Below are 13,311 nucleotides of genomic sequence, written 5' to 3'. Positions count from 1 at the left end.
CACCAGATCAGCATGCATTTGCTTCACTGTCCGCCGCTCTTTGCGTGACTTCCGCGTCTGGATTAAAAGCCAGGCTGACAGCCGATCCGAATAGGGATCCAGCTTGCTTGGACGCTTGGGCGTCTTGAACTGCGGTTCCACCGCACCTTCACGCAGATACTTCTTTATCGTGTTCCGAGACAAACCCGTCCGCCGGGCAATCTCCCTGATTGGCATCTTGTCACGCAATGCCCAGCGTCGAATGACACTCAAAAATCCCATGTCGATCACTCCAAATCCCCCCAACCAAAACCGTCGGGGAAGTGTGTTCACATGGGTCAATTCTCAGTGACAATTTATGGGGCTACCGGGTCAGTTCTCAGTGACAATCAACAGGTGCGGGGCTCTGTCCAACGGTCAAGCGTAGGGCGTTAGTGATATGACCCATCCCCAGCTATATTCGTCACTCGACGTTGAAATCCCTTTGGGGAAACAGCCAAATACGGCGCCGGACGCAGAGGAGTTTATCCATTTGGTAAGCCATGATCTGCGCGGTTCCATCCGCGCGCTATTGGAACTGCCAGAATGGATTGCCGAGGATATCGAGGAGTCTGGGCTTGAGGTAAGTCCTTCGGTGCATAGTTCCATTACTTTGATGAAGCGGCATACGCAGCGTTTGGATCGGATGCTGTTCGATCTGTTGCAGTATTCCCGCGCAGGGAAGATGGCGAATATACAAGAGGTTAGTCTCCAAGAGAAATTCGATGCTGTGGTAAAGGAAATTGGGCCGACCAGTGGTTTCCGGATCGATCATGACTTTGGTTGCGGCTCATTTCTTATTGATGAAGCAGACCTTCACACGCTCCTTTCGGCATTGATCGGAAACGCGATCAAGCATCATGATAAGTTTTCAGGAAGGGTCAAGGTGGCGGCATGGCGCGAAGGGTCTGACCTAATGTTGACCGTTTCAGACGATGGGCCGGGGATTCATCCGCGATTTCACGAGCGTGTTTTCAAGCCGATGACCACGTTGCGATCCCGGGACGAGGTGGAAGGCTCCGGGCTTGGGCTGGCTTTGGTTCGAAAGATCGCCGGGAGTTATGGCGGATATGCCCGTTTGATTTCGACCGGTGCCGAACGCGGTGCGTTGGTAGAGGTGCGTTTGGAGGGAGGCAATATAGGCAGTGCAACATGAACCTCGAATGACCCTGGCAAGCGCACCAGGTTTCACCTGTCGTGATGATGCGCTGATTTGATCGCCTCATCCGATCGCGCTGGTCAAATCGAGGGGGTTTGTCATCAAGACCAAGTTAGATTGCTATGTAGAGAAGAATCAGCACTTGGCGCAGCTGGGTAGGAGGGCTAAGCGAATGGTCATGCAGCTTTTCCTTCTCTCCGCTCTCACCATGTCCGCTTTTGCGGCAAACTCCATTTTGACACGGATGGCAGTCGACGGTGGGCATATTGATCCTGCGGGCTTTGCGCTCGTTCGCGTCGCCGCAGGCGCTCTGGTTTTGGGGATCATGGTGGCGCTACGGGGCGGGCGGCTGCCGCTCTTGCGACGCAACAGGATCGGCGGCGCTGTCAGCCTTGCTGTCTATATGATTGGTTTTAGCCTCGCGTATCTAACGTTGGATGCCGGGCTCGGCGCGCTTATTCTTTTTGGTGTCGTGCAGATTACCATGTTTACCTACGCCGCGATGACCGGCGCGGCCCCCACCGCGCGGCAAATCACGGGCGCCGCCGCGGCCTTTGCCGGATTGGTGCTTGTTCTTTGGCCGGATGGGCAGGGTTCAGCAGATATCATGGGCGCTGGATTGATGGTCGCCGCGGGGATGGGCTGGGCCGCCTATACGATCATTGGTCGCACATCTGGCGATCCCTTGGCGGCGACTTCGGCGAATTTTCTGCTCTGCCTGCCTTTCATGCTTATCCTGCCCGCTTTGACAGGGTCGCATTTCAGTATGACGGGCCTGCTGTTGGGCGCGCTTTGCGGTGGGGTAACTTCCGGCCTTGGGTACGCATTGTGGTATGCGGTGCTGGCCCGGATCGACGGTGGCACGGCAGCAGTGGCGCAGCTTAGCGTGCCGATCATCGCCATTCTTGCTGGCGCGCTGCTTTTGGGTGAACCGCTGAACCTCACGCTGCTTATCGCGACGGCGTTGGTTCTGGGCGGGATTGCTTGGGCGATCAGCGCAAGATCGGCTCCAACGGATCGTAGGTAATCGCCGCCTCCGCCGGACCAAAGGCGACCGCGCCGAGACTGTCGGGCTTGTGTGGAATCTGCGCCAATTCGGATTTGGTGACCCATTGATGTCGGGTGACGATGGCTTCGTGATCCTTCCAGTCTGACGCGATCTGGGCGGGGCCGAGGATATGGCACCTGAAATAGATATCCACCTGATGAAAATCGCCGCTGGGGTCGTGGAATTCGTTGACCAGACAGGGCGCGCCGACCGAGATCGTCAGGCCCGTCTCTTCGAACACCTCGCGGCGCAGGTTGTCGGGCAGGGAGGCGCCGGCCTCTACTCCACCGCCGGGGGCGCACATCAAACCCAGTCGATTGTCGGCATAGGCATTGACCAGCAGGAGGCGGTCCTCGTGCAACAAGACAGCGCGGGCGGCTAATCGGGGGCAGGGGCGGGGCATCGGCATACTTTCGTCAGGTAACGCGCCAAGACCATTTCACAGTCCCGCCAATCAGTCTATCTGGAGGGCATGATGAAACCTCTCACCTTGCTGATCGCCGCGATTTGGCTGGCGATTCCTCTGCCTGCGGCGGCTGAAACGGCTGCGGGCCGCTGTGTTGTATTGCTGCATGGGCTGGCACGAACCGAGATGTCTTTCGCTGTTATGGAGGCCGCCTTGGCCGCCGAAGGGTACCGCGTGGTGCGCCCCGGCTATCCCTCAACCGAGGCCAATATCGCTGAGTTGACCAAGCAGACCTTGCCACAGGCGGTTGCCGCTTGTGGCACCGCGCAGATTGATTTCGTGACCCATTCTATGGGTGGTATTCTGGTGCGCAAATGGGTGGCAGAGGCTGGCGCCGACCGTGTCGGCCGCGTGGTGATGCTGGGGCCGCCCAATCACGGCAGCGAAGTGGTCGACGAATTGGTCGAGAACCCCGCCTTTGAGTGGTTGAACGGCCCGGCCGGGGCCGAGATCGGCACCGGGGATGGGGCGCTCCCGAACCAATTGCCGCCTGTGCCGTTTGAGTTGGGCGTGATTGCGGGGTCACAGTCTCTGAACCCTTATTTCTCAAGCCTTTTGCCGGGTCCGGATGACGGGAAGGTCTCGGTCGCGTCGACCCGTGTTGCGGGAATGAAAGAGCATATCGTCTTGCCCGTGACCCACACTTTCATGATGAACAACCCGCGCGTTATCGCCCAGACCATGGCGTTTTTGAAAACCGGCAGTTTTGACCGGTCGATGACCTTTATCGATGGTGTATTGAACGCGATTGGCTGCCCCGAAGGCGGGTGCCTGCCGGGGTTGGGAGGGGACGATGCCAAACCTTGACCTGATGAACGCAGAGGTTCTGCATCCCGAAGGGCTTAGCCGCGCGCCGCTGTCTTTTGCCAAAGGGGTGATTAATGACCGCCCGGTGGGGCGGAGTGTTGACCTGACTGGCTTCCAAGTGCTGCCGGGGATCGTCGATCTGCATGGCGATGCCTTCGAGCGGCATCTGGCCCCGCGTCGGGGGGCGATGAAGCAGCTTTCCGAAGGGCTGGTTGCCGCAGAGGCGGAACTGGCGGCCAACGGCATGACCACAGCTGTTTTGGCCCAATTCGTCAGTTGGGAGGGCGGCCTGCGGGGGCTGGAATTTGCCGATCAGGTCTTTAGCGGCATCCGCGACACGGCGCCGGAATTGGTCACTGATATCCGCCCGCAGTTGCGCTTTGAGACCCATATGCTCGACCTCTACGACAGTCTGCCGCAGCGTATGGCGGAGTGGGGCGTGGGCTATGTGGTGTTCAACGATCACCTGCCGCATGACCGCTTGGCAGCGGGTAAGATGCCGAAACGGCTGGTGGGGCAGGCGCTGAAGGCTGGGCGTAGCCCCGAGAGCCATTTGGCTCAAATGCAGGAGATGCACGCTCGGCGCGATGAGGTGCCAGCGGCCTTGGATCGACTGTGTGCAGAACTGGCGCAACGCGGGGTCAAAATGGGCAGCCATGATGATCAGACCGCCGAGGGGCGCGGCCTGTGGCGGGCCCGGGGTGTGACACTGGCAGAATTTCCCGAAACGCAGGAGGCCGCCGAGGCCGCGCATGGGGCGGGCGATGCGGTGATCATGGGCGCGCCCAATGTGGTGCGCGGCGGGTCGCATAACGGCAACCTGTCAGCGCTGGATCTGATCAGCATGGGGCTGTGTCACGCCTTGGCGTCAGACTATCATTACCCTTCGCCGCGCCGTGCCGCCCTGATGCTGTCGCAAAGCGGGCTGCTCGACCTTGCGGGGGCATGGGCGCTGGTCTCATCCGGGCCGGCGCAGGTGCTGGGGCTTACCGATCGTGGCACGCTGGCGCCGGGCAAACGCGCGGATATCGTTGTGTTGGACAAGACCACGGGCCGCGTCGCCGCCACTTTCGTGGCGGGGCGGGTAAGCTTCATGTCCGGCGCGGTTGCGGAGCGTTTCGTCGCCTGACCTCAGGCGCGAATGATCTGGTTCACATGGCCCATCTTGCGGCCCGGTTTCACCTCGGCCTTGCCGTAGAGATGCAGCGCTGTGTCGCGCGCGCGGGCAAGCTCTGGCACGCGGTCCATATCGTCACCGATGAGGTTGGTCATCACCACATCCGCATAGCGCTGACCATCGCCCAAGGGCCAGCCCGCGACGGCGCGGATGTGCTGCTCGAACTGGTCGATCGCGCAGCCATTCTGGGTCCAATGGCCCGAGTTATGCACCCGTGGGGCGATTTCGTTCACGATCAGCCCCTGCGGGGTGACGAAAAGCTCAACCCCCATGACGCCGACATACTCAAGCGCGTTGAGCACCCGACCGGCGAGCAAGACCGCATCGGTGCGCTGCGCGTTGCTGATCTTTGCCGGGACGGTGGTGGTGTGCAGGATGCCGTCACGGTGGACGTTCTCACCGGGATCGAAACAGGCGACTTCGCCCGTGGCGCTGCGCGCGGCGATGACGGAAATCTCGGCGCTAAAATTCACGAACCCTTCGAGCACCGAAGGCGCGCCGTTCATCTCGGCCCAAGCGGTGTCGAGGTCGGCATCGTCTTTCAGCCGCGCTTGGCCTTTGCCGTCATAGCCGAAACGGCGGGTCTTGAGGATCGCGGGCGTGCCGATCTGTGCCACGGCGGCTTTCAGGGTCGCGGCGTCAATTACATCGGCGAAAGGGGCCACCTTCAGGCCGAGGTCGCCGAGGAAGGTTTTCTCCGTCAGTCGATCTTGCGAAACCCGCAGCGCTTCGCGGCCCGGGCGGATCGGGGTGATTGCTTCGACCACGTCGAGCGCCTCGGTGGGGATGTTCTCAAACTCGAAGGTCACGATGTCACAGGCGCGGGCGAAAGCCTCCAGCGCTTTGTGGTCGTCATAGCCTGCGGTGGTCACCGCATGGGCCACATCGGCGGCGGGCGGGTTGGCGCCCGGCTCAAAGATATGGGTGCGAAAGCCAAGCCGCGCGGCGGCGACCGAGAGCATGCGCCCCAGTTGACCTCCGCCCAGAATGCCGATGGTGGCGCCGGTTTGCAGTGGCTCAGTCATGCGGCACCTCGGGGATTGAGGCGCTCAGCGCGTCGCGCCAATCGTCCAACCGCTTGGCCAGTTCCGCATCTTGCAAGGCAAGGATGCCTGCCGCCATCAAGGCCGCATTGGCTGCGCCCGCTGCACCGATGGCCATGGTCGCGACCGGAAAGCCGCGCGGCATCTGCAGGATGGAATAGAGCGAATCCACACCCGAGAGCGCCTTGGTCTGCACCGGCACGCCAATCACCGGCACGCGGGTTTTGGAGGCCATCATGCCCGGCAAATGCGCCGCACCGCCAGCGCCTGCGATAATCACTTGCAGGCCACGGTCCACCGCCGTTTTGCCATAGTCCCACAGCCGGTCTGGCGTGCGATGGGCGGACACGATGCGCGCCTCAAAGGGGATGTTAAGCTCTTCCAGCAGGGTTGCTGCTTCGCGCATGGTGGCCCAGTCGGACTGGGACCCCATGATGATGCCAACCGGGGGCGTGGTCATTGCGCAGGGCCTTCTCTTGGTGGATCAGAGCGCGCACTATACCCATCCCGGCCCATGTGGCAACGATGATTGCCGCAGGCAACAGAGTTCAAGGTTTAGGCGATGATATCGGGGGTCAGGCGGTCTTCGATCTGGGCGATGAGATCCTTGAGCCGCAGCTTGCGCTTTTTCAGCCGCTGCAGGGTCAATTGATCGCCAGTTCCTTTTTCCACAAGAGCGTGGATGGCGTCATCCAGATCGCGATGTTCCCGTCGGAAGACCTCAAGTTCAACACGCAGCACTTCATCCGTTTTCATCGACAGATCGGTAGGGGCATTCATGGGTAGGTGATTCCGTTGGGCATCTGAACCTTGAATATAAGCGCTTGAGATCATTTGGCATAGCCCTTGCGCAGGCAAGAAAGCCCCCCCATATTCAATGCAACGGGTTGCCGAATGCGGGGCCTGTGAAACACTGTCGCTTGACCTGATAAGGACGTGTCGCATGACGAAATTAACGCTTGCCTCTTACCCACATATGCTTGGGTTTGAACAATTGGAACGGGTGCTTGAACGCAGCGCCAAAGCCGGAAACGAAGGTTATCCGCCGTTCAATATCGAACAAACATCTGACTACAGCTATCGGATCACACTTGCCGTGGCTGGTTTTTCGGAACAGGATCTGTCGATAACAGTTGAGGATAGACAGCTCGTGATCCGTGGGCGTCAGTCTGACGATGGCGAAGATCGGGTGTTTTTGCACCGTGGGATCGCCGCGCGACAATTTCAGCGCTCGTTCGTTCTGGCCGATGGAGTCGATGTGGGCGAAGCCGTTATGGAGAATGGTCTGCTGCATGTCGACCTGACGCGCGCCAAGCCTGAAACGGTGGTTCAAACCATCAAGATCAAGAAGGGGTAACATCATGCAAGACGCAATCACCCACGGAAATGACCGTATGGTCTATGTCAAAACCATCGCTGTCGCCGATCTGCCGCGCGAAGTGCGCGATCAGGCCGAGGGGCTTGAGCTTCTCTATGCCGTTCACGATGCCGAAGGGCAGCAACTGGCGCTGGTCGGCGATCAGAAACTCGCTTTCTCGCTGGCGCGAGAGCATGACTACCGGCCAGTGATGGTGCATTGACGCCGCGCGGCACGACGATACGCTAAGCCCGATGCAAGGCCGCAGTCCGCTGCGGCCTTTTGTTATTGGGAGCGGGCGTATGGAATTCGATTTCGACTGGGTGGATGCTTTCACCGATCAGGTCTTTGGCGGCAATGGCTGTGCCGTGGTGCATGGCGGGGCGGTGCTGCCTGATGACCTGTGCACGGCCTATGTGCGTGAGACATCTTTGGTAGAATGCACCTTTACAGGGCCGTCCGAGATCGCAGACTTCAAAGTGAAATACTACCTCGCCAGCCGAGAGATACCCTTTGCCGGCCATCCGACCATCGCCACCGTCGCGGCCCTGCGCCATCGCGGGCTGATCGGTGAAGGGCCGCTGCGGCTGGAGACGGGCGCGGGTATCGTGGAGATAGAGGTCTGCGGTGCCCAGATCGCAATGACGCAGATCGCGCCTGTTTTCGGGGTCGAAGTGCCTGTCGATCTGGTTTCAAACGTGGGCGGTTTGGAGCCAGGCGATATCATCGGGCAGCCGCAGGTGGTCTCTACCGGGCTGCCCTTTTGCATCACGGTCTTGCGCAGCCGCGCGGCGCTGGAAGGGCTGAAACTCGATTCCCGGGCGCTGGCAGATTACAACGCCCATCTGGGGCAAGACAGCGATATGATGGAGCCTTTTTGGGTAACACTCGACGGCGCAACTTCGGCGGGCGATACCTATGCGCGGCTGCTATTGGCCCCGCCCAGCCCCGCCGAAGACCCTTTCACCGGATCGGCAACAGGCGCGATGGCAGCCTATCTCTGGGCGCGGGGGCTGATCGATAGCCCCCGATTTGTCGCCGAACAGGGGCACCTCATGGGCCGTCCGGGGCGGGCAGAGGTCGAAGTGCTGGGCCCCCGCGATGCGATCTCCGGGGTGCGCGTCGCGGGGCAGGGGTGTGTGGTAATGTCGGGCCAAGTCTTCATGCCCGAGGTGGCCTGAGCCGAAACGCAAAACGCAGCCCCGAGGGGCTGCGTTTCCATTCTACGAAGGCCGAGCGGTTTAACCCGCGATCAGCCCCATGTTTTCGAGCTTCAGCAACACCTGATGGGCACAGTTGTCGACCTCAACATTCTCGGTCTCCAGCACCAGTTCGGCGTTCTGCGGTACGTCATAGGGGTCGGAAATGCCTGTGAACTCTTTGATCTTGCCTTCGCGCGCCAGCTTGTAGAGCCCCTTGCGGTCGCGGCGCTCGCATTCTTCGATGGAAGTCGCGACATGGACCTCGACGAATGCGCCGAAGTTCTCCACATCCTCGCGCACTGCGCGACGGGTGGTGGCATAGGGCGCGATCGGCGCACAGATCGCGATGCCGCCGTTCTTGGTGATCTCGCTTGCAACATAGCCGATGCGGCGGATGTTCAGGTCGCGGTGCTCTTTCGAGAAGCCCAGTTCCGAGCTGAGGTTTTTCCGCACGATATCGCCATCCAGGAGCGTCACAGGGCGGCCGCCCATCTCCATCAGCTTGACCATCAGCGCGTTGGCGATGGTGGATTTGCCCGAGCCGGAGAACCCGGTGAAGAAGACGGTGAAACCCTGCTTCGAGCGCGGCGGCGAGGTGCGGCGCAGCTCCTTCACGACCTCGGGGAAGGAGAACCACTCAGGAATCTCCAGCCCTTCGCGCAGGCGGCGGCGCAGCTCGGTGCCCGAGATGTTCAGGATGGTAACGCTGTCTTTGTCCTCGATCTCATCCATGGCCTCATATTGAGCGCGTTCCTGCACCCAGACCATATGTTTGAAATCGACCATTTCGATGCCCATTTCCTCCTGATGCGCGCGGAACAGGTCCTGCGCGTCATAGGGGCCATAGAAATCTTCACCGGCGGAGTTCTTGCCGGGGCCAGCGTGGTCGCGGCCAACAATGAAATGGGTGCAGCCGTGGTTCTTGCGGATCAGACCGTGCCAGACGGCCTCACGCGGGCCAGCCATGCGCATGGCGAGGTTCAAGAGGCTCATCGAGGTGGTGGCGGCAGGGTATTTATCGAGCACCGCTTCATAGCAGCGCACGCGGGTGAAGTGATCCACGTCGCCGGGTTTGGTCATGCCGACGACCGGATGGATCAGCAGGTTGGCCTGCGCCTCACGGGCGGCACGGAAGGTGAGTTCCTGGTGCGCGCGGTGCAGCGGGTTGCGGGTTTGAAAGGCCACGACGCGGCGCCAGCCCAGCTTGCGGAAATAGGCGCGCAATTCGTTGGGCGTGTCGCGACGGGCGCGAAAATCATAGTGTACGGGCTGCTGGATGCCGGTCACCGGACCACCGAGATAAACGTTGCCCGCTTGGTTGTGCAGATAGTTCACCGCCGGATGCGCATCGTCATCCGCGCCAAAGACCTTCTCGGCCTCACGTGCCTTATTGGGGGTCCAACGGTCGGTGATGGTCATGGTCGCAAGGATCACGCCCTCTTGGTCGCGCAGGGCGATGTCCTGACCCAGTTCCAGCTTTTCGGCGAAGGCGTCGCTGACGTCGAGGTTGATCGGCATCGGCCAGAGGCTGCCATCCGCCAGGCGCATGTTCTCGACCACGCCGTCATAGTCTTCCTCGGACAGGAAACCTTTGAGCGGGTTGAAACCGCCGTTCATCAGAAGCTCCAGATCGCAAATCTGACGCGGGGTGAGATCAAGGCTCACCAGATTGCCGGCTTCGATCTTCAGTTTCTGCGCAGACTCGTAAGAGACATAGAGTTCGGAAATAGGGGCGAGGTTGCTGGGCATCATAACTATCACTTTTCTTCAGGGGGCAGGCGGCTTCGGTCTTGGCTGCCATAGCTGCAAAAGGCGTAAAAAGTCTATAGTTCTAGGGGGAATCGTATCGTTAAAGGCTGTTATCCCGCGATCTCGGGATGGCCTGCAATTCGGGTGTTCAAGGGCGGCGGAAACCAGAATTATCTCCGCCGCGCCTTCGGTTGACTTAAACGTCTTCCTTCACTTCGGCCCCATAGCCAAGCGGAAGGGAGGTGTCTTTGCCCTCATCATCGCCCACTTCGGCCAGAAAACGCTCAGCTTCCAGCGCGGCCATGCAGCCCATGCCAGCGCTTGTCACCGCTTGGCGATACTTGTGGTCCGTCAGATCGCCCGCGGCAAAGACGCCGGGAATAGAGGTTTCGGTGCTGTCCGGTTTGGTCACGACATAGCCGCCCATGTGGGTTTCCAACGTGTCCTTAACCAATTCATTCGAGGGCGCGTGACCGATGGCCACAAAGACACCTTTGGCCGGGATATCGGTGATTTCGCCGGTCTTAACGTGTTTAACCTTCACGCCTTCGACACCCAGCGGGCTGTCGGTGCCATAGACTTCCTCAAGCTCGTGGAACCACAGCGGCTCGATCTTGGGGTTCTTCATCAGTCGGTCGATCAGGATTTTTTCAGCGCGCAGTTCATCACGGCGGTGGATCAACGTGACCTTGGAGGCGAAGTTGGTCAGAAACAGCGCCTCTTCCACGGCGGTGTTGCCGCCGCCGATCACCACAATCTCTTGGCCCCGGTAGAAAAAGCCGTCACAGGTGGCGCAGGCCGACACGCCGAACCCTTTGAACTTTTCCTCGCTCTCCAACCCCAGCCATTTGGCCCGCGCCCCGGTGGCAAGGATCACGGCGTCGGCGACATAGGTCGTGCCGCTGTCGCCTTTGGCGTGGAACGGACGGCTTGAGAGATCGAGATCGGTGATGATGTCGCCGATGATCTCGGTGCCCATGGCCTTGGCATGGTCCTGCATGCGGATCATCAGGTCGGGGCCTTGCACCTCGCTGTCGCCGGGCCAGTTCTCGACCTCGGTGGTGGTGGTCAGCTGGCCGCCGGGCTCAATCCCTTGAACGAGGATCGGCTCCAACATGGCGCGGCTCGCGTAGACCCCGGCGGTGTAGCCCGCAGGGCCGGAGCCGATGATCAGTACCTTGGTTTTACGTGTCTCGGCCATCTGGCGCCCCCGGGCTGTCATTGATATTGCCCGCCTCATATAGCGATAGCGGGGAAGCCGTTAAACCCCCACCGTCACCACCCTGCCAATACGCTTGCGTGAGCAGGCGGCTGGTTCAGTTTGAGGGCCGAGACAAAGATTATTGCGCTTGTGTGAAACTTTATTGCGCGTACCGCGCAGGCTGCTATAAGAATCGAAAATTCACTGAGGATAATATGGCGGGTACACGACTAGATCCGATCGACCGGATGATCTTGGCCGAACTGCAATCGGATGGCCGGATGACGAATGTCGAACTGGCCAAACGTGTTGGCATCTCTGCGCCGCCCTGTTTGCGCCGGGTCCGCACCTTGGAAGAACAAGGCTACATCAAAGGCTATCATGCCGATGTAGATGCGCGCGAACTGGGCTTTGAGGTGCAGGTTTTCGCCATGGTCGGACTTGCCAGTCAGGCCGAGGCCGATCTGAGCGCTTTTGAAGAGAAATGTCGCGGTTGGCCGTTGGTGCGCGAGTGCCATATGCTCAACGGTGAGGTTGATTTCATCCTGAAATGCGTGGCGCCGGACCTGTCGAGCTTTCAAAGTTTCCTCACGGGGCAATTGCTGACGACGCCGAATGTGGAAAGCGTAAAAACGAGCCTTGTGATCCGTGGGGCCAAGGACGATCCCGGCGTACCCTTTGACGTTTTGGAAGCGCGGCTGTCGACCGCGCCCTGAATCAGTCCTTTGGGCTGTCTTCTGTGGTTTCAGGCGCGCGGGGATGGGCAAGGGGGCCGAAATCCGTCGCATGCGCGATCTGCGGAAACATCGACAGAAACCGATCCCGAAGGCTGGGCGCGGCGTCGCGCAGAGCCTGCGCACCGGGGTGAAAGGTCTCCATCTCCAACCCGCCTGCCTTGATCGCCGCATGGCGCGACAGGCAAATATGGAACAGGCGCACCGGGGTCGGCGGGGCGACCTCAATCACGTTGACCCCATCCAAAAACGCGCGAACCGGGGTCAGCAAACGGGTGCTCCCCGCCTGTGCCCGCAGGTGAGGCGGCGTGTGTAGTACCCGTGCGGCGGGCCCAAGGGTGAGGAACGAACTGGGGCGCCCCTCTCCGAAACTGTCGGGCATGATGCGGATCAGCGAAAGCCGCCGCCCGCTGTCCGCCGGGATAAAGCTGCTGGACCCGATCCAGATCAATCGCGCCGGTTCCCCCGATGAGGTGTTGATCATGTCGCCGGGCTGAAGGTCCTCAATGGCGATGTCGCCCTGCACCGTCTGGATCAGCGTCCCGCGGGCGAAGGCCGCAAAGGCGGATTCGAAAAGCGGCGCGGCGGGCGCAGTGTCTTGCCCGATATAGAGCGAACCGTCGGCGCGCAGGGCGGCAACTTCATAGCTGCGCATTGGCGCAGGCAGCGGAACTTCAAGATCGGTGGCGGCGGTCTGTGTCATGCAAAACCCCTTATCTACCCGTCGCAGCGGGGCGGAACGCGGCCCCGTTGGGCGCGGACTGACAGGTAATTCGCCATGTTCTGCCGGAATTGTCAAAATATCCGGGATATTCACAGCCCATCCCGCGCCAATTTCCGCTAAAATCGCGGTATGTTTCTTGGCCCGGCTCTTGGCTGCCATATTTGCAGGAAAACGCCCCCCGAGACGAATCAACGTCCCGAGGGGCGGTCATTTGTACCGGACGCTTTGGCGCCGGTACCGGGGGAAACTTGTCAGGCGGTCTTGCGGACCGGAGCGTTGCCAGCGCGCTTTGCGATAAAGGCAGCGCGGCGCGCGCCACGCGCCCATGGCATGACGGTGTCCGTCTTTGCGGCGGTCTCGACGACGGACTTGATGAAGCGCGGGTTCTTTTTCATGGCTCGGTTCCTCTTCGGTCATGCGGGCATCGTTGGATTCACTATCGCAGTGCAATCGGGCCGGTTTTTGACGATGGGTGAGAAACTTGCGCGAATTTGACGGCTAAGTTGGGCGCTTTGGGGCGCGTAGGCCACAATCTATAAAGTGTTTAAAATCCTACAGTTATCGCCAGATCAGGAAACAATTGATCAAACCGGATGCGATTACGTCCAGTTTAGCGACAGCAATGC

17 protein-coding genes are annotated in these 13,311 nt (G+C 60.3%); 8 read left to right on the top strand and 9 right to left on the bottom strand.

Annotated elements, in window-relative coordinates:
* A partial coding sequence (locus A3722_RS22970) for a helix-turn-helix domain-containing protein (RefSeq protein ID WP_150119953.1) occupies window positions 1–261 on the bottom strand: 261 nt, incomplete at its 3' end.
* Between the two features lie 157 nt (window positions 262–418).
* Between A3722_RS22970 and A3722_RS01450 the strand changes: the two genes are divergently transcribed.
* Both A3722_RS01450 and A3722_RS01445 read left to right on the top strand, forming a co-directional pair.
* Window positions 419–1,174: a sensor histidine kinase gene (locus tag A3722_RS01450; protein ID WP_067628302.1), complete on the top strand. Its 756-nt coding sequence runs from the start codon at window positions 419–421 to the stop codon at window positions 1,172–1,174.
* Between the two features lie 181 nt (window positions 1,175–1,355).
* Window positions 1,356–2,204: a DMT family transporter gene (locus A3722_RS01445; RefSeq protein ID WP_067915872.1), complete on the top strand. Its 849-nt coding sequence runs from the start codon at window positions 1,356–1,358 to the stop codon at window positions 2,202–2,204.
* On the opposite strand, the gene A3722_RS01440 is transcribed toward A3722_RS01445, so the two are convergent.
* Window positions 2,170–2,634 carry an NUDIX domain-containing protein gene (locus tag A3722_RS01440; protein WP_067622796.1) on the bottom strand — a complete coding sequence of 155 codons (465 nt, stop codon included), beginning with the start codon at window positions 2,632–2,634 and terminating at the stop codon, window positions 2,170–2,172. The two genes, A3722_RS01445 and A3722_RS01440, sit on opposite strands and share 35 nt — an antisense overlap.
* Window positions 2,635–2,697: 63 nt before the next feature.
* On the opposite strand from A3722_RS01440, the gene A3722_RS01435 reads away from it, so the two are divergent.
* Both A3722_RS01435 and A3722_RS01430 read left to right on the top strand, forming a co-directional pair.
* The gene (locus A3722_RS01435; RefSeq protein ID WP_150119971.1) at window positions 2,698–3,498 is read left to right on the top strand and encodes an alpha/beta fold hydrolase; all 801 of its coding nucleotides are present in this window, start codon (window positions 2,698–2,700) and stop codon (window positions 3,496–3,498) included.
* Complete coding sequence (locus A3722_RS01430) at window positions 3,485–4,627, top strand: alpha-D-ribose 1-methylphosphonate 5-triphosphate diphosphatase (RefSeq protein ID WP_067622790.1); 1,143 nt, start codon at window positions 3,485–3,487, stop codon at window positions 4,625–4,627. The genes A3722_RS01435 and A3722_RS01430 overlap by 14 nt, the downstream gene beginning before the upstream one ends.
* A 2-nt stretch (window positions 4,628–4,629) precedes the next feature.
* On the opposite strand, the gene A3722_RS01425 is transcribed toward A3722_RS01430, so the two are convergent.
* The 3 genes from A3722_RS01425 to A3722_RS01415 form a co-directional block, all read right to left on the bottom strand.
* Complete coding sequence (locus A3722_RS01425) at window positions 4,630–5,700, bottom strand: 5-(carboxyamino)imidazole ribonucleotide synthase (protein WP_067622787.1); 1,071 nt, start codon at window positions 5,698–5,700, stop codon at window positions 4,630–4,632.
* Window positions 5,693–6,178, bottom strand: a complete 486-nt coding sequence (gene purE / locus A3722_RS01420; protein WP_201721935.1) for a 5-(carboxyamino)imidazole ribonucleotide mutase — start codon at window positions 6,176–6,178, stop codon at window positions 5,693–5,695. Before purE ends, A3722_RS01425 begins: the two co-directional genes overlap by 8 nt.
* Window positions 6,179–6,273: 95 nt before the next feature.
* Window positions 6,274–6,498, bottom strand: a complete 225-nt coding sequence (locus A3722_RS01415) for a YdcH family protein (RefSeq protein WP_007119020.1) — start codon at window positions 6,496–6,498, stop codon at window positions 6,274–6,276.
* 163 nt (window positions 6,499–6,661) lie between these two features.
* Here A3722_RS01415 and A3722_RS01410 point away from each other — a divergent pair, with 163 nt between their 5' ends.
* The 3 genes from A3722_RS01410 to A3722_RS01400 all read left to right on the top strand — a co-directional run bounded on the left by A3722_RS01410 (window position 6,662) and on the right by A3722_RS01400 (window position 8,256).
* Window positions 6,662–7,075 (top strand): Hsp20 family protein, encoded by a 414-nt coding sequence (locus tag A3722_RS01410; protein ID WP_067267324.1) that lies wholly within the window; start codon window positions 6,662–6,664, stop codon window positions 7,073–7,075.
* A gap of 4 nt (window positions 7,076–7,079) precedes the next feature.
* A complete protein-coding gene (locus A3722_RS01405; RefSeq protein ID WP_007119022.1) occupies window positions 7,080–7,298 on the top strand; it encodes a DUF1150 family protein in 219 nt (72 codons plus the stop codon).
* Between the two features lie 79 nt (window positions 7,299–7,377).
* Window positions 7,378–8,256 carry a PhzF family phenazine biosynthesis protein gene (locus A3722_RS01400; RefSeq protein ID WP_067622783.1) on the top strand — a complete coding sequence of 293 codons (879 nt, stop codon included), beginning with the start codon at window positions 7,378–7,380 and terminating at the stop codon, window positions 8,254–8,256.
* 60 nt (window positions 8,257–8,316) lie between these two features.
* On the opposite strand, the gene A3722_RS01395 is transcribed toward A3722_RS01400, so the two are convergent.
* Together A3722_RS01395 and trxB are read right to left on the bottom strand one after the other, a co-directional pair.
* Complete coding sequence (locus tag A3722_RS01395) at window positions 8,317–10,029, bottom strand: bifunctional sulfate adenylyltransferase/adenylylsulfate kinase (RefSeq protein ID WP_067622781.1); 1,713 nt, start codon at window positions 10,027–10,029, stop codon at window positions 8,317–8,319.
* Between the two features lie 193 nt (window positions 10,030–10,222).
* Window positions 10,223–11,227: a thioredoxin-disulfide reductase gene (gene trxB, locus A3722_RS01390; RefSeq protein WP_067622778.1), complete on the bottom strand. Its 1,005-nt coding sequence runs from the start codon at window positions 11,225–11,227 to the stop codon at window positions 10,223–10,225.
* A 215-nt stretch (window positions 11,228–11,442) separates the two neighbouring features.
* Here trxB and A3722_RS01385 point away from each other — a divergent pair, with 215 nt between their 5' ends.
* Entirely contained in the window at window positions 11,443–11,943 is a 501-nt protein-coding gene (locus A3722_RS01385; protein ID WP_040700523.1) for an Lrp/AsnC family transcriptional regulator, read from the top strand.
* A gap of 1 nt (window position 11,944) precedes the next feature.
* Here A3722_RS01385 and A3722_RS01380 read toward each other — a convergent pair whose 3' ends face one another.
* Together A3722_RS01380 and A3722_RS24480 are read right to left on the bottom strand one after the other, a co-directional pair.
* Window positions 11,945–12,664 (bottom strand): Hint domain-containing protein, encoded by a 720-nt coding sequence (locus A3722_RS01380; protein ID WP_067622775.1) that lies wholly within the window; start codon window positions 12,662–12,664, stop codon window positions 11,945–11,947.
* Between the two features lie 272 nt (window positions 12,665–12,936).
* Window positions 12,937–13,080, bottom strand: a complete 144-nt coding sequence (locus tag A3722_RS24480) for a hypothetical protein (protein ID WP_162931872.1) — start codon at window positions 13,078–13,080, stop codon at window positions 12,937–12,939.
* Window positions 13,081–13,311 lie beyond the last annotated feature (231 nt).

It is taken from the genome of Sulfitobacter sp. HI0027 (assembly GCF_001634775.1).
Taxonomy (GTDB): Bacteria; Pseudomonadota; Alphaproteobacteria; order Rhodobacterales; family Rhodobacteraceae; genus Sulfitobacter.
The sequence above is the reverse complement of the archived record's forward strand: the minus strand, read 5'-3'. Positions and strand labels throughout refer to the sequence as shown.

What these genes read in the sequence shown, in the direction of transcription:
- A3722_RS01395 (WP_067622781.1), bottom strand. Translation starts at nt 10,029, where the DNA reads ATGATGCCCAGCAACCTCGCCCCTATTTCCGAACTCTATGTCTCTTAC.
- A3722_RS01435 (WP_150119971.1), top strand. Translation starts at nt 2,698, where the DNA reads ATGATGAAACCTCTCACCTTGCTGATCGCCGCGATTTGGCTGGCGATT.
- A3722_RS01380 (WP_067622775.1), bottom strand. Translation starts at nt 12,664, where the DNA reads ATGACACAGACCGCCGCCACCGATCTTGAAGTTCCGCTGCCTGCGCCA.
- A3722_RS01410 (WP_067267324.1), top strand. Translation starts at nt 6,662, where the DNA reads ATGACGAAATTAACGCTTGCCTCTTACCCACATATGCTTGGGTTTGAA.
- A3722_RS01430 (WP_067622790.1), top strand. Translation starts at nt 3,485, where the DNA reads ATGCCAAACCTTGACCTGATGAACGCAGAGGTTCTGCATCCCGAAGGG.
- A3722_RS01450 (WP_067628302.1), top strand. Translation starts at nt 419, where the DNA reads ATGACCCATCCCCAGCTATATTCGTCACTCGACGTTGAAATCCCTTTG.
- purE (WP_201721935.1), bottom strand. Translation starts at nt 6,178, where the DNA reads ATGACCACGCCCCCGGTTGGCATCATCATGGGGTCCCAGTCCGACTGG.
- A3722_RS01415 (WP_007119020.1), bottom strand. Translation starts at nt 6,498, where the DNA reads ATGAATGCCCCTACCGATCTGTCGATGAAAACGGATGAAGTGCTGCGT.
- A3722_RS01440 (WP_067622796.1), bottom strand. Translation starts at nt 2,634, where the DNA reads ATGCCGATGCCCCGCCCCTGCCCCCGATTAGCCGCCCGCGCTGTCTTG.
- A3722_RS01400 (WP_067622783.1), top strand. Translation starts at nt 7,378, where the DNA reads ATGGAATTCGATTTCGACTGGGTGGATGCTTTCACCGATCAGGTCTTT.
- A3722_RS24480 (WP_162931872.1), bottom strand. Translation starts at nt 13,080, where the DNA reads ATGAAAAAGAACCCGCGCTTCATCAAGTCCGTCGTCGAGACCGCCGCA.
- trxB (WP_067622778.1), bottom strand. Translation starts at nt 11,227, where the DNA reads ATGGCCGAGACACGTAAAACCAAGGTACTGATCATCGGCTCCGGCCCT.
- A3722_RS01425 (WP_067622787.1), bottom strand. Translation starts at nt 5,700, where the DNA reads ATGACTGAGCCACTGCAAACCGGCGCCACCATCGGCATTCTGGGCGGA.
- A3722_RS01445 (WP_067915872.1), top strand. Translation starts at nt 1,356, where the DNA reads ATGCAGCTTTTCCTTCTCTCCGCTCTCACCATGTCCGCTTTTGCGGCA.
- A3722_RS01385 (WP_040700523.1), top strand. Translation starts at nt 11,443, where the DNA reads ATGGCGGGTACACGACTAGATCCGATCGACCGGATGATCTTGGCCGAA.
- A3722_RS01405 (WP_007119022.1), top strand. Translation starts at nt 7,080, where the DNA reads ATGCAAGACGCAATCACCCACGGAAATGACCGTATGGTCTATGTCAAA.